Annotated in this window: 18 protein-coding genes and 1 pseudogene; 8 read left to right on the forward strand and 11 right to left on the reverse strand. The window is 69.4% G+C overall.

The genetic code is table 11. The annotated features are described in order from the left end of the window. The 4 genes and pseudogenes from QAA18_RS09030 to QAA18_RS09045 form a co-directional block, all read left to right on the forward strand. Positions 1 to 486, forward strand: a pseudogene (locus tag QAA18_RS09030) (shikimate dehydrogenase); the annotation flags it as partial. Positions 487 to 597: 111 nt separating this feature from the next. Beyond that, the gene (locus tag QAA18_RS09035; protein WP_279412604.1) at positions 598 to 1,821 is read left to right on the forward strand and encodes a fatty acid desaturase; all 1,224 of its coding nucleotides are present in this window, start codon (positions 598 to 600) and stop codon (positions 1,819 to 1,821) included. Positions 1,822 to 1,839: 18 nt separating this feature from the next. Then, on the forward strand, positions 1,840 to 2,172 hold the full coding sequence (locus QAA18_RS09040; protein ID WP_279412618.1) for a hypothetical protein: 333 nt from the start codon (positions 1,840 to 1,842) through the stop codon (positions 2,170 to 2,172). Between the two features lie 40 nt (positions 2,173 to 2,212). Continuing rightward, positions 2,213 to 3,400 carry a hypothetical protein gene (locus QAA18_RS09045; RefSeq protein WP_279412605.1) on the forward strand — a complete coding sequence of 396 codons (1,188 nt, stop codon included), beginning with the start codon at positions 2,213 to 2,215 and terminating at the stop codon, positions 3,398 to 3,400. Here QAA18_RS09045 and QAA18_RS09050 read toward each other — a convergent pair. Further along, positions 3,387 to 5,498: a M13 family metallopeptidase gene (locus QAA18_RS09050; protein ID WP_279412606.1), complete on the reverse strand. Its 2,112-nt coding sequence runs from the start codon at positions 5,496 to 5,498 to the stop codon at positions 3,387 to 3,389. The two genes, QAA18_RS09045 and QAA18_RS09050, sit on opposite strands and share 14 nt — an antisense overlap. 32 nt (positions 5,499 to 5,530) lie before the next feature. Between QAA18_RS09050 and acs the strand changes: the two genes are divergently transcribed. After that, entirely contained in the window at positions 5,531 to 7,513 is a 1,983-nt protein-coding gene (acs, locus tag QAA18_RS09055) for an acetate--CoA ligase (protein WP_343226749.1), read from the forward strand. Then, positions 7,513 to 8,976, forward strand: a complete 1,464-nt coding sequence (locus QAA18_RS09060) for an NAD-dependent succinate-semialdehyde dehydrogenase (protein ID WP_279412608.1) — start codon at positions 7,513 to 7,515, stop codon at positions 8,974 to 8,976. Before acs ends, QAA18_RS09060 begins: the two co-directional genes overlap by 1 nt. Here the strand turns inward: QAA18_RS09060 and QAA18_RS09065 are convergent. The 9 genes from QAA18_RS09065 to QAA18_RS09105 form a co-directional block, all read right to left on the reverse strand. Beyond that, the gene (locus QAA18_RS09065) at positions 8,973 to 10,952 is read right to left on the reverse strand and encodes an alpha/beta fold hydrolase (protein WP_279412609.1); all 1,980 of its coding nucleotides are present in this window, start codon (positions 10,950 to 10,952) and stop codon (positions 8,973 to 8,975) included. The two genes, QAA18_RS09060 and QAA18_RS09065, sit on opposite strands and share 4 nt — an antisense overlap. 149 nt (positions 10,953 to 11,101) lie before the next feature. Continuing rightward, positions 11,102 to 11,266: a 50S ribosomal protein L33 gene (rpmG, locus tag QAA18_RS09070; protein WP_117203566.1), complete on the reverse strand. Its 165-nt coding sequence runs from the start codon at positions 11,264 to 11,266 to the stop codon at positions 11,102 to 11,104. A 10-nt stretch (positions 11,267 to 11,276) separates the two neighbouring features. After that, entirely contained in the window at positions 11,277 to 11,513 is a 237-nt protein-coding gene (gene rpmB / locus QAA18_RS09075; RefSeq protein ID WP_144900436.1) for a 50S ribosomal protein L28, read from the reverse strand. A 123-nt stretch (positions 11,514 to 11,636) separates the two neighbouring features. Continuing rightward, entirely contained in the window at positions 11,637 to 11,963 is a 327-nt protein-coding gene (locus QAA18_RS09080; RefSeq protein WP_279412619.1) for a lipid-A-disaccharide synthase N-terminal domain-containing protein, read from the reverse strand. Positions 11,964 to 12,004: 41 nt separating this feature from the next. Next, positions 12,005 to 12,718, reverse strand: a complete 714-nt coding sequence (locus tag QAA18_RS09085; protein WP_279412610.1) for a glycosyltransferase family 2 protein — start codon at positions 12,716 to 12,718, stop codon at positions 12,005 to 12,007. 3 nt (positions 12,719 to 12,721) lie between these two features. Further along, the gene (locus QAA18_RS09090; RefSeq protein WP_279412611.1) at positions 12,722 to 13,648 is read right to left on the reverse strand and encodes a ParB/RepB/Spo0J family partition protein; all 927 of its coding nucleotides are present in this window, start codon (positions 13,646 to 13,648) and stop codon (positions 12,722 to 12,724) included. Further along, complete coding sequence (locus tag QAA18_RS09095; RefSeq protein ID WP_279412612.1) at positions 13,645 to 14,478, reverse strand: AAA family ATPase; 834 nt, start codon at positions 14,476 to 14,478, stop codon at positions 13,645 to 13,647. The genes QAA18_RS09090 and QAA18_RS09095 overlap by 4 nt, the downstream gene beginning before the upstream one ends. A gap of 35 nt (positions 14,479 to 14,513) precedes the next feature. Further along, positions 14,514 to 15,164: a 16S rRNA (guanine(527)-N(7))-methyltransferase RsmG gene (gene rsmG, locus QAA18_RS09100; protein ID WP_279412613.1), complete on the reverse strand. Its 651-nt coding sequence runs from the start codon at positions 15,162 to 15,164 to the stop codon at positions 14,514 to 14,516. Positions 15,165 to 15,168: 4 nt separating this feature from the next. After that, positions 15,169 to 15,762: a 4'-phosphopantetheinyl transferase superfamily protein gene (locus QAA18_RS09105; protein ID WP_279412614.1), complete on the reverse strand. Its 594-nt coding sequence runs from the start codon at positions 15,760 to 15,762 to the stop codon at positions 15,169 to 15,171. 142 nt (positions 15,763 to 15,904) lie between these two features. Between QAA18_RS09105 and QAA18_RS09110 the strand changes: the two genes are divergently transcribed. Next, on the forward strand, positions 15,905 to 16,174 hold the full coding sequence (locus QAA18_RS09110; RefSeq protein WP_279412615.1) for a GlsB/YeaQ/YmgE family stress response membrane protein: 270 nt from the start codon (positions 15,905 to 15,907) through the stop codon (positions 16,172 to 16,174). Between the two features lie 88 nt (positions 16,175 to 16,262). Here the strand turns inward: QAA18_RS09110 and xth are convergent, their stop codons facing one another. Then, entirely contained in the window at positions 16,263 to 17,030 is a 768-nt protein-coding gene (gene xth / locus QAA18_RS09115) for an exodeoxyribonuclease III (protein ID WP_279412616.1), read from the reverse strand. A gap of 56 nt (positions 17,031 to 17,086) precedes the next feature. Here xth and ltaE point away from each other — a divergent pair. Further along, a partial coding sequence (gene ltaE / locus QAA18_RS09120; RefSeq protein ID WP_279412617.1) for a low-specificity L-threonine aldolase occupies positions 17,087 to 17,842 on the forward strand: 756 nt, incomplete at its 3' end.

Raw genomic sequence — 17,842 nt, forward strand, 5'->3', positions numbered from 1 at the left:
GGTCGCCGCGCGCTCCTGCTGGGCGCCGGCGGCGGTGCCCGTGGCGTCGCGCCGGCCCTGCTCGACGCCGGCATCGCCGACCTGTTCATCGTCAACCGGACGCCGGAGCGCAGCGATGCGCTGGCCGATGCCCTGGGCGAGCCCGGGCGCGTCCATCCGCGCTACTTCGACGACCTGGCGACGCTGGGCGAATTCGACCTCGTGGTGAATGCGACCTCGGCGGCTCGCGGCGGCGCGTTGCCGCGCTGGCCGACGTCCCTGCTCGGCCGCCGCAGCAGCGCCGTCGACCTGAGCTATGGCGAGGCCGCGGTGCCGTTCCTGGCCTGGGCGCGCGCGGCCGGCGCGCACGATGCGATCGACGGCCTGGGCATGCTGGTCGAACAGGCCGCGGAGAGCTTCCTGCTCTGGCATGGCGTGCGCCCGGAGACCGGTCCGGTCCATGCCGCCCTGCGCGAGCGTGAAGACGCCCTGGTGTCTGCGGATTGAATCGGCGGATTGAATCGGCGGACTGAAGCTGAACGCAGCCGCGGGAAAGGCAGCGACGATCCGCCGGGACTGGCATCATGGGAGCCAGTCTCCCCCGCTCCCCGGACCACGATGCCTGTTCCTGTTTCCGAGTTCCCGATTTCCGATTTCCTTGCCGGCGGCCTGCTGCAGCCCGGCTGGGTCGCGCTAGCCGTCTACCTGCTGGTCGCTACCCAGCTGACCATCTTCGCCGTCACCCTGTACCTGCATCGCAGCCAGGCGCACCGCGGCGTGGACTTCCATCCGGTCGTATCGCACGTGTTCCGGTTCTGGTCGTGGCTGACCACCTCGATGATCACGCGCGAGTGGGTCGCGATCCACCGCAAGCACCACGCCAAATGCGAGACCGAGGAAGATCCGCACAGCCCGGTGGTCAAGGGCATCGGCAAGGTGTTCTGGCGCGGCGTCGAGCTGTACCGCGAGGCGCGCGACGACCGCGAGTCGATCGAGAAGTACGGCAAGGGCTGCCCCGACGACTGGATCGAGCGCCACCTGTACACCCCGCACGCGACCATGGGCCCGACCCTGCTGCTGTTCGTCAGCTTCGCGCTGTTCGGCTTCACCGGCGTCGCGGTGTGGGCGATCCAGATGCTGTGGATCCCGTTCTGGGCCGCGGGCGTGGTCAACGGCCTCGGCCACTGGTGGGGCTACCGCAACTTCGAGACCGACGACACCGCGACCAACCTCACCCCGTGGGGCGTGTGGATCGGCGGCGAGGAGCTGCACAACAACCACCACGCCTTCCCGTCCTCGGCCAAGTTCGCCCTGCGCAAGTGGGAAGTGGACATCGGCTGGGCGGTGATCCGCGGCCTGGAGCGCGTCGGCCTGGCGAAGGTGCTGCGCACCGCGCCGCGTCTCAACGTGCGCCCGAACATCAACGTGCCCGACGCCGACACGCTCAAGGCGCTGCTGGCGGTGCGCTTCCAGGCGATGACCGACTACCAGCGCAACGTGCTCAAGCCCGCCCTGCGCGAGGAAGCCGCCGCTGCCGGCGCCAGGCTGCGCGCGCTGCTGCCGCGCAAGCTGCGCAAGGGGCTGGCGGACGACGGCCGCTGGCTCAAGCCGGAAGCGCGTGAACAGCTGCAGGCCTTCGTCGCCCAGCGCCCGCGCATCGGCGCGCTGGTCGAACATCGCCGCCGCCTGGCCGCGGTGCTCGAGTCGCGCACCCAGGACGCCGCCGACCGCCTGCACGCGCTGCAGGCCTGGTGCCACGAGGCCGAGGCGAGCGGTATCCGCGCGCTGCAGGAATTCTCCGCGCGCCTGAAGGGCTACTCGCTGCAAGCCACCCCGGCGTAGGAGCGCGCCTTGCGCGCGATGGCGCTCCTGGCTGCACTCGCGATCGCGCCGTCGCTGGCGGCGCAGGACCATGGCGTCCCGGGACGCGCCAGCGACTACATGCAACGCATGGACACCGACCAGGACAGGCGCGTCTCGCTGCCCGAATACCAGGCCTGGATGGGCTACGCCTTCACCCGCATGGACCGCGACGGCGACGGCGTCCTCGCGCCCGGCGAACTGCCCGGCGGCAAGGGCGAACCGGTTTCGCTGGAGACGCACCGCGCGCGCCTGGCCGCGAGGTTCCAGCGCCAGGATCGCGACGGCGACGGCTATCTCGACGCCGCCGAACTGACCGCCCCGCCCCGCTGAGATGCCTGCGCGCGGATCGATGGCGGCACCTGGTTTGACAGTGGCGGTCGTCGCCCTGGCGATCGTCGCGACCATCTGGGCGTTCGCGATTCGCCCCGAACCCTTCAGCGACTGGGCCTACTACTGGGAAGCGGCAAGTGGCGCGGTCGCCTATGAGCGCGGCGGCCTGCTGCTGTTCGCATTGCGCGGGCTGCAGGCCATGTCGCTGCCGCCGCATGCGGCGGCGCTGGCGCTGAACCTGCCGGCCGCCGCCATCCTGGGCTGGCTGGCCCATCGCGCCGACGGCGGCCGCTTCGGCATGGCCGCGATGCTGGTGTTCGCCTACCTGTTGGCGATCGTGCCGTACTACGCGGTGGTGCAGCTCGACATGGCGGCGACTGCCCTGGCCTGCGCCGGCATGTGCCTGATTGCGGTGGAAGCCGTGCGCGGCCCGCGCCCGTGGCGCGTGCTCGCGGCGGTCGCCCTGGTGGCGGCCGCCGTTTCCAGCCGGCCGCAGTTCCTGCTGGTGCTGTCGGTATTCGCTGGCCTGGTCGTCGTGGCCGTCGCGTGGCTCGGTGCGCCCGGCAATGTTCCCCGGCGCCGTGCGGTGGCCATGGCCGGCGTGCTGCTGGCGGCGACCTGGCTGGGCTTCGGAATCGATTCGGCACTGCGCGCGGACGCGGGCCGTGCCGGGGCGGTCCGCACCACTTCCGGCGTCACCTTGTATGCGGGCCTGCTGTCATCGGACACGGTGCCGCCGACCTGCGGCCACTGGAACGCGCGGGCCACGCACGACGCGCGCGCCGATGCCGGGATGCCGCTGCTGCAGGCGGTGTCGGCGCGGCTGCGAAGCGAACCGCCCAGACACTGGCTGTCGGTGATCGGCTGCAAGATGCCGGCCATCGTCCTGCCGCGTTCCTATGCACTGGGCTGGTCGCTGGACGCACCCAACGTGCAGGCGCGGATCCAGGCATCGGCGAATCCGTCGCGCTGGCAGGCGTGGAGTGCGCACCTGCACGGGATCGAACGCCTGGGCTACCTGGCACTGCTGGCCGCGCTCTACTGCTGCACCGGCGTGGCCGTGGCACGCTGGGCCAGGCGCCGGCAGTGGCTGTTCGCCGCCCTGCCGGTCGCGTGGATCGCGTCGTTCTGGCTGGTGCACGCGGTGTTCGAGATCCAGCCGCGCTATTTCCTCTCGCTGTTCCTGCTGCTGCCGTTCTTTACCAGATCGTTGTTCACCAGATCCTGATCCGGTCCTGCGGCGCCAGGTACATGGCCTGCCCTTCCTGCGCGCCCCAGGCGTCGTACCACGCATCGATGTTGCGCACGGTCATCGCGCGGTAGCGGCCCGGTGCATGCACGCCGCCCACCACCTGCGAACGCAACGCCGCGTCGCGCATCTTGCCGCGCCATGCCTGGGCGAACGCGAGGAAGAAGCGCTGGTCGCCGGTCAGCCCCTCGATCACCGGCGCCTCGGCCCCGCCCAGCGACTTGCGGTAGGCCTGGTAGGCGACTTCCAGTCCGGCCAGGTCGGCGATGTTCTCGCCCAGCGTCTGCTGACCGTTGATATGCAGGCCGGGCAGCGGCTCGTACGCGCTGTACTGCTCGGCAAGTTCCTTGCCCGCCGCATCGAAGTGGGCGAGGTCTTCCTTCGTCCACCAGTTGAACAGGCGGCCGTCGGCGTCGAAGTCGGCGCCGAGGTTGTCGAAGCCGTGCACGATCTCGTGGCCGATCACCGCGCCGATCGCACCGTAGTTGGCGGCGGCATCGGCGTTCGGATCGAAGAACGGCGCTTCCAGGATCGCGGCCGGGAAGTTGAGTGCGTTCTGCAAGGGCAGGTTCACCGCGTTCACCGTCTGCGGCGTCATCCACCACTCACCGCGGTCCGGCGCCTGGCCAAGCTTGGCGAGCTGGTGCCGGTACTCGGCCAGCTCCGCGCGTTGCGCATTGCCCAACGCGTCGTCAGGCCGGATCTCGAGCTGGCTGTAGTCGCGCCAGGTCTCCGGGTAACCGACCGACACCTTCATCGACGTGACCGTGGCCTTGGCCTTCTCCTTGGTCGCCGGATCCATCCAGTCCAGCGCATCGATGCGCGCGGGGAACTCGGCCAGCAGGTTCGACACCATCTGCTGCACCTGGTCGCGCGAGGACGCCGGGAAGTACTTGGCGACGTAGATCTTGCCGACCGCATCGCCCAGTGCATTGCCGACGGCGCCCAGCGCGCGCTTGCTGCGCTCGCGTTGCTGCGGGATGCCGTACAGCGTGGTGCCGTGGAAACCGAACGAGAGGTCGGCGTAGGCCTTGGGCAGCAGGCTGGCGCTGCGGTCCAGTGCATGGAACACCATCCAGTCCTTCCACGCCTGCAGCGGCTGGCTGGCGACGAGGGCGGACAGGCCGGTGATGGCCCCGGGCTGCCAGGCGGTGATCGAAGCCTGCTCGCCGAGTCCGGCGGCTGCGAAATACGCTTCCCAATCCAGGCCAGGCGCCTTGCGCGCGAAGTCCTCGCGGCTCCAGGCGCGCGCGTTGTGCACGTCCGAAGTCTCGACCACGGACGCGTGCGCCCTGGCGATCTTCTCCTCCAGCGCATAGATCGCCCTGGCCTTCGCGTCGGCGCCGTCGATGCCGGCCTGGGTCAGCAGGGCGGCGATATAGGCCTTGTACTTGTCGCGGATATCGGCCATGGCCTTCTCGCCGGACAGGTAATAGTCGCGATTGGGCATGCCCAGGCCGCCCTGCAGCAGGTAGGCGGTGTTGCGCGACGGATCGTCCAGGCCCTGGGAGACGAACAGGCCGAACAGGCGATCGGTGTCGTAATCGGTGGCGTTGAGAGGGTCGACGTCGGCACGCAGTCCGGCGCCCAGCTCCTTCGCCAGCGCGGTCTTGTCGGCGATGGCGTTGGCGCGGTCGATCTCGGCCTGCACCGGTGCCAGCCCGGCCTGCTCGATCGCGGCCTCGTCCATGAATGCGGCGTAGTAGTCGGCGATGCGACGCTCGTCGCTGCCCGCGGCCGGGTTGGAGGCGGCGGCGTTGCGCACCAGCTCGGCAGTGCGCTGCTCGGCCTTTTCGAACACCTTCAGGAACATGCCGGTGCTGGAGCGGTCGGCCGGGATTTCGGTGGCGTTGCGCCAGCCCCCGTTGGCGTACTGCTCGAAGTCGTTGCCCGGCTGCACCGTCTTGTCCAGGCCGGCGAGATCGATGCCGATCACCGGCGCGGCAGGCGCGGTCGCGGCCGGGGGCGTCGCGGCGTCGGCGGCGGACGGCGACGGCGTGCGGCTGCAGGCCACGCTGGCGCAAATGACCATCGCCAGCAGGGTCGGGCCGGAGGCGCGCCTGAAAGTCGTGCGCATGACAGTCACCATTGTTCTGAGGGACTACCATCATGGACCCGTGCCGTGAACGCGGCATAGGCAGGAAGTCACCGCAGCCCCCCGGTCACGCCCAGGAGCCCGCCATGCCGCTCGACGCCGCCCAGTACCAGCGCCTCTACGCCCGGTCGATCGACGACCCGGACGCCTTCTGGGGCGAGGCCGCCGGGCGCCTGGACTGGATGCGGGCGCCGACCCGGGTGAAGGACACCAGTTTCGACGCCGACGATTTCCACATCCGCTGGTACGCCGACGGCGAGGTCAACGCCAGCGTCGAATGCCTGGACCGGCACCTGGCCGGGCGCGGCGACAAGACCGCGATCGTTTTCGAACCCGACGACCCCGCCGGCGAAGTGCAGCGCATCAGCTACCGCGAGCTGCACGCGCGGGTCTGCCGGCTGGCCAACGCACTGCGCAACCTCGGCGTCGGCAAGGGCGACCGGGTCACCATCTACCTGCCGATGATCCCGGAAGCGGTCGTGGCGATGCTGGCCTGCGCCCGCATCGGCGCGGTGCACATGGTGGTGTTCGGCGGCTTCGCCCCGCATTCCATCGCCGACCGCATCGCCGACTGCGGCAGCAAGCTGGTGATCACAGCCGACGAAGGCTGCCGCGCGGGCAAGCGCATCGCGCTCAAGGCCAACGTCGACGCCGCGCTCAGGCTGCCCGGCACCAACAGCGTGGAGACGGTGCTGGTGGTGCGCCACACCCGCGGCCCGGTCGACATGCAGATGCCGCGCGACCGCTGGTACGACGCGGTGACCGAGGGCCAGCCGGACACCTGCGAGCCCGAGCGCATGAACGCCGAGGATCCGCTGTTCATCCTCTACACCTCGGGCAGCACCGGCAAGCCGAAAGGCGTGCTGCACACCACCGGCGGCTACCTGGTGTTCTGCGCCATGACCCACGAACTGGCGTTCGACATCCGCGAGGACGACGTCTACTGGTGCACCGCGGACGTGGGCTGGGTCACCGGCCACAGCTACATCGTCTACGGCCCACTGGCCAACGGCACCACCGCACTGGTGTTCGAGGGCGTGCCGACGCATCCGGACCACTCGCGCTACTGGCAGGTGATCGACAAGCATGCGGTGACGGTGCTGTACACCGCGCCGACGGCGATCCGCGCCCTGATGCGCGAAGGCGACGACTGGGTACGCAAGTGCTCGCGCAGTTCGCTGCGCCTGCTGGGCAGCGTCGGCGAGCCGATCAATCCGGAAGCCTGGCGCTGGTACCACGACGTGGTCGGCGACTCGCGCTGCCCGGTCATCGACACCTGGTGGCAGACGGAGACCGGCGGCATCCTGATCGCGCCACTGCCGGGCGTGGTCGCGGCCGACGCGCTCAAGCCCGGCGCCGCGATGATCCCGTTCTTCGGCGTGCGCCCGGCACTGGTCGACGCCGATGGCAAGTTCCTCGAAGGCGAGGCACAGGGCAACTTGGTGCTGCTGGATTCCTGGCCGGGGCAGATGCGTACCGTATACGGCGATCCGCAGCGCTTCGTCGACACCTACTTCAAGGCCTATCCGGGCATGTATTTCACCGGCGACGGCGCGCGACGCGACGCGGACGGACACTGGTGGATCACCGGGCGCGTCGACGACGTGATCAACGTCAGTGGCCACCGCATCGGCACCGCCGAGATCGAGAGCGCGCTGGTCGGCCACCATGGCGTCACCGAGGCTGCGGTGGTCGGCTTCCCGCACGACATCAAGGGACAGGGCATCTATGCCTACGTCACCCTCGGCGAAGGCGTCGCGCCCAGCGAGGAACTGCGCGCGGAACTGGTGCAGCAGGTCCGCAGCGAGATCGGCCCCACCGCCACGCCCGACCACATCCAGTGGGCACCGGCGCTGCCCAAGACCCGCAGCGGCAAGATCATGCGCCGCGTCCTGCGCAAGATCGCCGAGAATGCGCCCGACCAACTGGGCGATACCTCAACCCTCGCCGACCCTGCCGTGGTCGAAGCGCTGGTCGCCAACCGCAGGGACGCGTGATGGACGCCACCGACTTCCTCGACGATCCCGGCCTGCTGCGCATGCAATGTCCGATCGGCGGCGCCTGGCGCGACGCCGATGGTGACGGTACCTGCGAAGTGACCAATCCGGCGACCGGCGAGCGCCTGGGCACCGTGCCGGACATGGGCGCCGCCGAAACCGGTGCCGCGATCGAAGCCGCGGCCGCCGCGTTTCCCGCGTGGGCGGCACGCACCGCGCAGGAACGCGCGAACGTGCTGCGGCGCATGCACGCACTGATGATGGAGCACCAGGAGGACCTGGCCCGGTTGATGACCGCCGAGCAGGGCAAGCCGCTGGCCGAGTCCCGCGGCGAGGTCGCGTATTCGGCCGCGTACCTGCAGTGGTTCGCGGAGGAAGGCCGGCGCATGTACGGCGAGGTGATTCCCGCGCATGCGGCCGACAAGCGCATCGTGGTGCTGCGCCAGCCGGTCGGCGTGGTCGGTGCGATCACGCCGTGGAACTTCCCGTCCGCGATGCTGGGCCGCAAGCTCGGCCCGGCCCTGGCGGCAGGCTGCACGGTGGTGTGCAAGCCTGCGCTGCAGACGCCCTACTCCGCGCTGGCGCTGGCGGTGATCGGCGAGCGCGCCGGACTGCCGCCGGGCACGATCAACATCGTCACCGGCAGCGACGCCGCCGCCATCGGCGAGGCGATGACCGCGCATCCGAAGCTGCGCAAGCTGAGCTTCACCGGCTCCACCGCGGTCGGCAAGCAGTTGATGCGCCAGTGCGCCGACGGCCTCAAGCGCGTCTCGCTCGAGCTGGGCGGCAACGCACCGTTCATCGTGTTCGAGGACGCCGACCTGGATGCCGCGGTAGAAGGCGCCATCGCCAGCAAGTACCGCAATACGGGACAGACCTGCGTCTGCGCCAACCGCCTGTTCGTGCACGACGCGGTCTACGACGCCTTCACCGAAAAGCTGGTCGCGGCGGTGTCCAGGCTGCGCGTCGGCGATGGCCTGGCCGGCGAGACCGACCAGGGACCGCTGATCGACGCCAGGGCCCTGGAGAAGGTCGAAGCGCACGTCGCCGATGCGCTGGCCAAGGGCGCAAGCGTGGTCCTCGGCGGCGGGCGCCATGCGCTGGGCGGCACCTACTACCAGCCGACCGTGCTGCGCGATGCCAGCCTGGAGATGCGCCTGGCGCAGGAAGAGACTTTCGGTCCGGTGGCGCCGCTGTTCCGCTTCCGCGACGAGGCCGAAGCACTCGCCATGGCCAACGCCACTCCGGCCGGGCTCGCGGGCTATTTCTACACCCGCGACCTGGCGCGCAGCTGGCGCGTGGCCGAAGCACTCGAGTGCGGCATCGTCGGCATCAACACCGGCCTGGTCTCGACCGAGGTCGCGCCGTTCGGCGGCGTCAAGGAGTCAGGCATCGGGCGCGAGGGTTCGCGCCACGGCCTGCACGATTACACCGAACTCAAGTACACCTGCATCGGGGCCTAGTTGCCGGCCCCGATGTTCTCGGCCAGGAAGCTCTCGAGCTTCTGGTAGAACGCGACCTGGTTCTCTTCCTTGTAGAAACCGTGGGCTTCCTTGCGCACCGGCATCCACACCGGGCGGTTGCCAGCCTTGTCCAGCGCCTTCTTCATCGCCTCGGCCTGCCTGAACGTGGTGCGCTCGTCCTCCTCGCCGTGGGCCATGAACACCGGCGCCTTGATGCTGGCGGCCATCGACAGCGGCGAGTCGGCCAGCATCTGGTTGTTGTCGGTACCGACGGCGCGGTCGACGTAGGCGCGGGCCCAGAAGCTGCGACCGGTATCGCTGCTCGTGCTGTTCATCGAGCGCAGGTCGTACAGGCCCGCCAGCGTCGCAACGCACTTGACCATTTCCGGATGCCTGGCCGCCAGCACCATCGCCGAGTACCCGCCGAAGCTGGCGCCATAGACGCAGATCCGGGCTGGGTCCGCGTAGCCCTTGGAAACCGCCCACTTCATGCCATCGGCCAGGTCTTCCTGGATGCGCGTGCTCCACTTCCGGTAACCCGATTCCTGGAACGAATGTCCGCGGGCACCGGAGCCGCGGTAGTTCACCTGCAGCACCAGGTACCCGCGCGACGCCAGGAACTGGGCGTCCGAGTCGTAGCTCCAGGTGTCGGAGACGCCGTGCGGGCCGCCGTGCGGCAGCAACACCATGGGCAGGCTCTTGAGCTCGGTCACGCCGGCGGGCACGGTCACGTAGGCATCCAGTTCCACGCCGTCGCTTGCCGGGAACCGCACGTAGTGGCGAGAACCCATCCGCGCGGGATCGATTTCCGGATTGACCTGCAACAGGCGCGCCAGCGAGTTGGTCTTGCGGTTGAAGACCGCCCACTCGCCCGGATTGCGATCGCTGTAGATGAAAAGCAGCGAGACATTGCCGTCCGCACTGTGGTCCAGGAACCGCACATGCTGGCCTGGGAAACCGGCCCGGATCTCCTTCAACAGCCTGGCGTCGGGCGAGGACTCGTCGAGGAACTGCAGCTTGGGCAGTGCACCCTTGTATTCAACGGCCAGGGGCTGGCGCTTGCTGTCCCAGGTGAGGGCGCCGATTGAGTTGAACTCGTCGGAGGCGAGGACTTCGCGATTGGCCAGGGTCAGGTCGGCCTTGACCAGGGCGGCCGGACCGCCGTCCTTCGAGAACCAGCCGAACACATGGGTACCGTCCGGGGTGAACGCAAACGGCACGAACAAGCCCTCGACGCCGACCTTTCGCCAGTTCTTGCCGTCCGCGTCCTCGGCAACGAACAACAGTTGGTTTTCCTCCTTGTCCCATCCGAACGCGAAGCGCGGCACGCCACTGTCGTCGAGCACGAAGGACAGGTTCTGCCCCGGGCCCACGTCGGCGACCAGCTCGTGGCGGCCAGTCTGCTGGCGACCGGCCTTCAGGTCGATCGAGTACAGGAGGCTGCGGCCGATCGCGCTCTCATCGGAAGAGCGGGTCATGTAGAACGTGTCGTTGGGCTTGACCGGCCGGCCGGCATAGTTGCCGTGGCCCTTGAGCAGGCCCATGCCCTCTGTCGTGTCCTTCCAGCCGTAAATGTACCTGTGGCGCCCACCGTCGTAGTCCATGGCGATGATCTCGCCGAAGTCCCACGGCTCCTCGCGCGCGCCCCACTTGCCGCCCTTCACGTAGACCAGCTGGGTGTCGCTGACCCAGTGGATCTCGATCGCCATCTCGTACTTGGGCAGCTTCAGGAACGCCGTCTGCGACATGTCGGCCAGGCGGAACACCATGATGCCGTGCTCGTCATCGCCCAGGTCGGCCGAAACGGCGACGTACGTGCCCGCCGTGGACAGACGGGGGTTCTCGAAGGTCTGCTTGGCGACGAACGCCTCGACCGGAACCCGGTCGACCGCCTGCGCGGCAGCGGAAAAGGCCAGCAGGAGCGCCGGCACGGCAAGCGCGCACAGCATGGCGCGCACGGAGTTCATCGTCTGCATCTCAGGTTCCCCATTTCGGCGTTGAACCGGCGTGGTCCCCTGGGCCGGCACGTGAATCATAACGCGCCCGGCGGCCCGAACCCGGAACGCCGTCGCAAAAAAAGCCCGCATCGCTGCGGGCTTTTTCCGGTCGCGCGCAAGGCGCGCTCCTACTTGATCTTGCCTTCCTTGTAGATCACGTGCTTCCGGACGACGGGGTCGTACTTCTTGACCTCCATCTTGTTCGGCGTGTTCTTCTTGTTCTTGTCGGTGGTGTAGAAGTGGCCGGTGTTGGCCGAGGAGATCAGGCGGATCTTGTCGCGCTTGGTAGCCATGTCGTCCTCCTCAGACCTTTTCGCCGCGGGCGCGGAGTTCGGCCAGAACGCTGTCGATGCCGTTCTTGTCGATGGTGCGCAGTGCCTGCGCGGAAACCTTCAGCTTGATCCAGCGGTTCTCGCTGGCGACCCAGAAGCGGCGCTCGTGCAGGTTGGGCAGGAAGCGGCGGCGGGTCTTGTTGTTGGCATGCGAGACGTTGTTGCCGGTCTGCACGCCCTTGCCGGTGACTTGGCATACGCGGGACATAACGCACCTCGATCGGTCTGTGGTCGGCCCCCATGGCCCGGGAACCCTCGGCCCCGCCGGGCAGCCGGACCAGGTCCGGGGCGCAGCGAGCCGGCAATTATGCCCCAAATCAGTGGCTTGGGGCTAGTGCCCGGCCTTGTCCCGGTTCCAGCCGCGGTGGCGGATGTCCAGGTACAGGCTGTAGGCGGCGGTGAAGGCCGGGAACAGGTTCTGGACGATGCCCACCGAGTCCTGCTTGTGGGAGAACAGGAAGTAGCTCAGGGTCATGGCCGAACCGACCAGGCTCATGTACCAGAAGGCCCTCGGGATCACCGGCTTGCCTTCGCGGCGCGAGGCCAGGAACTGGACCAGCCAGCGGCCGCCGAACATCAGGGCACCGGTCAGGCCGATCAGCTTCCACGGGGACAGATGGACCCCGGTCCAGGCCAGCCACGGCAGCGCCGTGTTCATGAAGTCGGGCGCCGCCCCGGCGGCCTCCAGGACCGCGGGGCTCACGGCAACTCCTCCGTGGCGACCACTCGACTGCGGCGGATCAGCCAGGCCACCCCGCGCAGGTCGGCGATGCCGACCCGGGCGCGCGGGAGGGTGTTGTAGTTGGACACGCCGGTGCCGCGGTGGCGATGGTTGACCGGCACGCTCATCGTCTTCCAGCCGGCGCGCTGCATCAGCGCAGGCAGGTAGCGGTGCATGTGGTCGAAGTACGGCAGGTCGAGGAAGGCTTCGCGCTCGAACAGCTTGGTGCCGCAACCGGTGTCCGGGGTGGCATCGCGCAGCAGGCGCGCGCGGATGGCATTGGCCCACTTCGAAGCCCAGCGCTTGCTGCCGCTGTCCTTGCGGTCCACGCGCCAGCCGGCGAACAGCTTCACGTCCTTCGGCGCGCGGTCGCGCTCGGCCAGCAGCTTCGGGATGTCGGCCGGGTCGTTCTGACCGTCGCCGTCCAGGGTCGCGACCCAGGTGCCGCGCGCGGCCTTGACCCCGTTGCGGATGGCGGTGCTCTGCCCCCCCTGGGCGCGGTGGCGCAACACGCGCAGCTCGGGCACTTCGGCCTTCAGCGCCTGCAGGCGCGCGAGCGTGTCGTCCTTCGAATGGTCGTCGACATAGACGATCTCGAACTCGACGCGGCCACGCAGGGCGGCGACGATCTCGCCGACCAGCGGCGCGACGTTGTCCTGCTCGTTGTGCACCGGCACGACGACCGAGAGCATGGGTCAGTTCCGGTTGCGCAGCCGATCGAGCACACCCTCGAGCGCGTCGAGGTTGGCGTAGTGGATCACCAGCCGGCCCTTGCCGCCACGCGCGTGCAGCACGTTGACCCGCGTGCCCAGGGTTTCGGCCAGCTCGCGCTCCAGCGCGGCGATATCGGCCTGCGGCTTGCCCTTCGTGGCCTTGGCCGCCTTGCCGCCGTTCTCGGCGACCTTGCCCGCCGCCAGCTGCTGCACCCGGTGCTCGACCTCGCGCACCGACCAGCCGTGTTCGGCAGCCTGCCGCGCCAGCGCGACGGCCGCCTGCGGTGCGAGGGTCAGCAACGCGCGGGCATGACCCATTTCCAGCGCGCGCGTTTCCACCAGCGCGCGGATGTCCGGCGGCAGCTCGAGGAGGCGCAGGAGGTTGGAGACCGCGGCGCGCGATCGGCCCACGGCTTCGGCGGCCTGGGCGTGGGTCAGGTCGAATTCGTCGATCAGGCGCTGCAGCGCGTTGGCCTCTTCCAGCGGATTGAGGTCCTCGCGCTGGATGTTCTCGATCAGCGCCATCGCGACCACGGTGCGGTCGTCGACTTCGCGCACGACCACCGGGATCTCGGCCAGACCGGCCAGGCGCGAGGCGCGCCAGCGGCGCTCGCCGGCGATGATTTCCCAGGTGCGGCCGCCGCGCGCGGACGCGATCTCGCGCACCACGATCGGCTGGATCACGCCCTGGGCGCGGATCGACTCGGCCAGCTCGGAGAGCTTGGCGTCGTCCATGGTCTTGCGCGGCTGGTACTTGCCCGGCGCGAGCGCGTCGACCGGCAGCGTGCGCAGCGAGTCGCCGGGCTGCGCTTCGAGCGCCGGCGCCTCGGCGGCCGCCTTGGGCCCGAGCAGCGCCTCCAGGCCGCGGCCGAGCCCGCGCTTCTTCGGTGCGCTCTTGGTGGCGCTCATGCGGCGGTGCCTGCGGTGTCGTTCATTGCCTTGCTTTCCCCATTGCTTGTCCTGGCCGCCTGTTCGCGCTCGCGCTGGCGCCGCAGCACCTCCCCGGCCAGGCCGAGGTAGGCGACCGCGCCGCGCGAGCCGCGGTCGTAGCCGACGATGCTCTGGCCGTGGCTGGGCGCCTCGGCCAGGCGCACGTTGCGCGGCACGATGGTGCGGAACACCTTGTCCCCGAAATGCGCCACCAGCTCGGCCGATACCGCGTTGGCCAGGTTGTTGCGCACGTCGAACATGGTACGCAACACGCCCTCGATCTCCAGTTCCGGGTTGAGCTTGCCCTTGAGCGCGTCGATGGTGCGGATCAGCGCGCTCAGGCCCTCCAGGGCGTAGTACTCGCACTGCATCGGCACCAGCACCGAGTCGGCGGCGGTCCGCGCAGTGAGGGTGAGCAGCGACAGCGCCGGCGGGCAGTCGATGATGATGAAGTCGTAGCGGCCGCGCAGCGGCTCGAGCGCGCGCTTGAGCCGCTGCTCGCGGCCTTCCTCGTCCATCAGCTCGATCTCGGCCGCGGTGAGGTCGGTGTTGCCCGGCAGCAGGTCGTAGCCTTCCGGCGTCTTCACGATCGCGGTGTCGGCGTGCTGCTCCTCGAGCAGGACGTCGCAGCTCGAGGCCGCCAGGTCGTGCTTGTCGATGCCGCTGCCCATGGTGGCGTTGCCCTGGGCATCGAGGTCGACGAGCAGCACGCGCTTGGGCGTAGCCGCCAGCGCCGCGGCCAGGTTGACCGCGGTGGTGGTCTTCCCGACCCCGCCTTTCTGGTTGGCGACAGCGATGATGCGGGCCATATGCCGGCACGTGCCTCGTGGCGATGGACCCTTGATTATGCGTTATCCCCGCCGCGCTCGCGGCCGACCACGACGAGATGGCGTTCCGCGGCCAGCCCCGGGACCGTGAGCGGGCGCACATCCAGCACCCGCCAGCCCGCGGGCAGGGCCGCGATCTCCCCGTCCGGGACAACGCCCTTCATTGCCAGCAGGACCCCGCCGGGCTTGAGCAGGTGGCCGCCCAGCTCGAGGATCAGCGGCAGGGTGGCCAGCGCGCGCGCGGTGATGGCATCGAACGCACCCGGGACATCGAAGGCCTCGATCCGGGATTCGACCACCCGCGCGTTGTCCAGTCCCAGGGTCCGCACCGCCTCGCGCATGAAGCGCGCCTTCTTGCCGTTGGACTCCACCAGCGACACCTGCAGGCCCGGCTTGACGATCGCCAGCGGAATGCCGGGCAGGCCGGCCCCGGTGCCCAGGTCGGCGAGGCTTCCGCCCGCGGCGGCGATCGCATCCAGGCTGGCGTGCATGGCCAGCGAGTCGAGCAGGTGCTTGGACACCATCTCGCGCGGATCGCGGATCGCGGTCAGGTTGTAGGTCTTGTTCCAGCGCGCCAGCAGCGCGAGGTAGGCCAGCAGCGCAGGCGCATGCGCCCGGTCCAGGCCCAGCGCCTGCAGCCCTGCTTCGAGTTCGGCGGCTTCGTCCATCGGGCTATTGTAGGAGCGGCTTCCAGGCCAGCGCCGCGCGATAGCCTTCCTCGGGCACGAATTCCTGCAGGTGCCATTGGCTCGCATCTCCGAGCGCGGGATCGGCGTGTTCGAGCACCAGTGCTCCGTCGCGTTCGGCGAATGCAAGCCGGTGCAGGCCGAAGGCGATGCCGCGGCCGTGCGACTTGAGCACTGCCTCCTTCGCGCACCAGAGCCGCACGAATGCCGCGGCGCGCGAAGCTTCATCGGCCTGCGACTCCAGCCATTCGGCTTCGCTGGGCGCGAAGAAGCGACGCGCCAGTTCCATGGCGCGCGCTCGCGGGCGTTCGCGTTCCAGGTCGATGCCGACCTGGAGCCCGCGTCCCGCCGCCAGCAACAAGCCTTCGCCGCTATGGCTCCAGCCCACGTCCAGGCCATGCTCGGCGGCCAGGCGCGGACGCCCGTACTGGTCGCGGGAGAGGCCGATCAGGCCCGGTTCGCAGTCCAGTTGCGGCGCCAGCCACTCGCGCGCCGCCTGTTCCGCGGGACGGCCGGGCTGCCACGGAACCCAGAGCCAGCGCGGGCGTTCAAGGGCGTATGCGGGAGGCGAAGACGGCATGGCACCAGCGTAAAGCATCGCGGACAGGCAGGCCCCGGGCCGCTGACGTCCCCATCACGCCACCCCGGAGACACTCCCTCCTGCCCCGCACTGGGGAATCGTTTTCCCCGAAACACCACGGACAAAGGAGAGGTAAATCATGATGGGTCTCATCATTTGGCTGATCGTGGGCGGCATCATCGGCTGGCTTGCCAGCATGATCATGAAGACGGACGCGCAGCAGGGCATCCTGCTCAACGTCGTCGTCGGCATCATCGGTGCATTGATCGGCGGCTGGCTGATCGCGCCGCTGATCGGCGGGTCGACCAGCGCCAGTGGCGGCTTCGACATCATGGGATTCATCGCGGCCCTGATCGGCGCGATCATCCTGCTGGCGATCGTCAACCTGTTCCGGCGCGGACGCGTGCGCTGAGCGCGAGTCGGTTTCGCTGACTTCCGCACGGAAGCGAAGGGCCCGGCCATGCGCCGGGCTTTTTTTGTTGTAGCGGCGGAAGCCGCGATCAGCCGAGCGTGGTCCACACCGGCGCGTGGTCGCTCGGACGCTCCCAGCGGCGCGGCTCCAGGTCGATGCCTCCGTCGACGCAGCGGGCACGCAGGGCATCGGACACCAGCAGCAGGTCGATGCGCAGGCCCCAGCCACGGGCGAAGGCCTGCAGGCGGTAATCCCACCACGAGTGGTGTCCCGGGCCCTCGTTGTGCATGCGGAAGCTGTCGTGCAGGCCCAGCGCCTGGATACGGGCCAGCGCTTCGCGCTCCGGCGTCGAGCACATGATCTTCTCGCGCCAGCGCTTGGGGTCGTGGACGTCGTCGTCGGTGGGCGCGATGTTGAAATCGCCCAGCACCACCAGCTGCGGATGCCGCGACAGCTCGTCGGCCAGCAGCGCGTGCGCGGCATCGAGCCAGCGCATCTTGTAGTCGAACTTCTCGCTGCCCACTTCCTGGCCGTTGACCACGTAGAAGTTGACGATGCGCACGCCGTCGACCGTCGCGGCGATCACCCGCTTCTGCGGGTCGTCGAACCCGGGCAGCCCGGTGTGCACGTCCTCGATCGCGTGGCCGCGGGCGAGGATGGCCACGCCGTTGTAGGTCTTCTGGCCGTCGAACACGCTGCGATAGCCATGCCCGGCCAGCACCTCGTCCGGGAACTTCAGGTCCTCGAGCTTGGTTTCCTGCAGGCCGACCACGTCGGGGGCAGCGTCGGCCAGCCACTGCTGCAGGTGCGGCAGGCGCACGTTGAGGGAATTGACGTTCCAGCTGGCGATCTTCATGGCATGTCCTTCATGGGGCGAGTGTGCCGCCCGCGCGCCGGCATTACCATGCCTGCATGACCACGACCGCCCCCGCCTGGACCGACCTGCGCAGCGACACCGTCACCCGCCCGACCGCCGCCATGCGCGCGGCGATGCTCGCGGCCGAAGTCGGCGACGATGTCTATGGCGACGACCCCACCGTCAACGCGCTGCAGCAGCGGCTGGCCTCCGACCTCGGCTTCGAGGCCGGGCTGTTCCTGCCCAGCGGCACCCAGTCGAACCTGGTCGCGCTGATGGCGCACTGCGCACGCGGCGACGAATACATCGTCGGCATGGACGCACACACCTACAAGTACGAAGGCGGCGGCGCGGCAGTGCTGGGCTCGATCCAGCCGCAGCCGGTGCCGCAGGCGGCCAACGGTGCGCTGCCGCTGGACGCGGTGGAACGCGCGATCAAGCCCGATGATGCGCATTTCGCGCGCACCCGGCTGCTGTGCCTGGAAAACACATGGCATGGCCGCCCGCTGCCGCTGGACTACCTGGCCGACGCGCGAGCGCTGTGCGACCGCCACGGCCTAGGGCTGCACCTGGACGGCGCGCGGCTATACAACGCCGCCGTGGCCAGCGGCGTGGATGCGCGCGCGATCGCCCGCCACTTCGACAGCGTGTCGGTATGCCTGTCCAAGGGCCTGGGCGCGCCGGTGGGTTCGGTGCTGGTCGGCAGCCGGGCGCTGGTCGAGACGGCGCGTCGCTGGCGCAAGGTCACCGGCGGCGGCATGCGCCAGGCGGGCATCCTGGCCGCGGCGGGGCTGCATGCGCTCGACCACCAC

Origin of the sequence: Luteimonas sp. 8-5 (assembly GCF_029763755.1) — a bacterium.
Lineage (GTDB): Bacteria > Pseudomonadota > Gammaproteobacteria > Xanthomonadales > Xanthomonadaceae > Cognatiluteimonas.

What these genes read in the sequence shown, in the direction of transcription:
- QAA18_RS09095 (WP_279412612.1), bottom strand. Translation starts at nt 14,478, where the DNA reads ATGGCCCGCATCATCGCTGTCGCCAACCAGAAAGGCGGGGTCGGGAAG.
- QAA18_RS09060 (WP_279412608.1), top strand. Translation starts at nt 7,513, where the DNA reads ATGGACGCCACCGACTTCCTCGACGATCCCGGCCTGCTGCGCATGCAA.
- QAA18_RS09035 (WP_279412604.1), top strand. Translation starts at nt 598, where the DNA reads ATGCCTGTTCCTGTTTCCGAGTTCCCGATTTCCGATTTCCTTGCCGGC.
- QAA18_RS09080 (WP_279412619.1), bottom strand. Translation starts at nt 11,963, where the DNA reads ATGAACACGGCGCTGCCGTGGCTGGCCTGGACCGGGGTCCATCTGTCC.
- QAA18_RS09085 (WP_279412610.1), bottom strand. Translation starts at nt 12,718, where the DNA reads ATGCTCTCGGTCGTCGTGCCGGTGCACAACGAGCAGGACAACGTCGCG.
- rpmG (WP_117203566.1), bottom strand. Translation starts at nt 11,266, where the DNA reads ATGGCTACCAAGCGCGACAAGATCCGCCTGATCTCCTCGGCCAACACC.
- QAA18_RS09050 (WP_279412606.1), bottom strand. Translation starts at nt 5,498, where the DNA reads ATGCGCACGACTTTCAGGCGCGCCTCCGGCCCGACCCTGCTGGCGATG.
- QAA18_RS09110 (WP_279412615.1), top strand. Translation starts at nt 15,905, where the DNA reads ATGGGTCTCATCATTTGGCTGATCGTGGGCGGCATCATCGGCTGGCTT.
- QAA18_RS09090 (WP_279412611.1), bottom strand. Translation starts at nt 13,648, where the DNA reads ATGAGCGCCACCAAGAGCGCACCGAAGAAGCGCGGGCTCGGCCGCGGC.
- QAA18_RS09040 (WP_279412618.1), top strand. Translation starts at nt 1,840, where the DNA reads ATGGCGCTCCTGGCTGCACTCGCGATCGCGCCGTCGCTGGCGGCGCAG.
- acs (WP_343226749.1), top strand. Translation starts at nt 5,531, where the DNA reads ATGGACCCGTGCCGTGAACGCGGCATAGGCAGGAAGTCACCGCAGCCC.
- QAA18_RS09105 (WP_279412614.1), bottom strand. Translation starts at nt 15,762, where the DNA reads ATGCCGTCTTCGCCTCCCGCATACGCCCTTGAACGCCCGCGCTGGCTC.
- rpmB (WP_144900436.1), bottom strand. Translation starts at nt 11,513, where the DNA reads ATGTCCCGCGTATGCCAAGTCACCGGCAAGGGCGTGCAGACCGGCAAC.
- rsmG (WP_279412613.1), bottom strand. Translation starts at nt 15,164, where the DNA reads ATGGACGAAGCCGCCGAACTCGAAGCAGGGCTGCAGGCGCTGGGCCTG.
- QAA18_RS09065 (WP_279412609.1), bottom strand. Translation starts at nt 10,952, where the DNA reads ATGCAGACGATGAACTCCGTGCGCGCCATGCTGTGCGCGCTTGCCGTG.
- xth (WP_279412616.1), bottom strand. Translation starts at nt 17,030, where the DNA reads ATGAAGATCGCCAGCTGGAACGTCAATTCCCTCAACGTGCGCCTGCCG.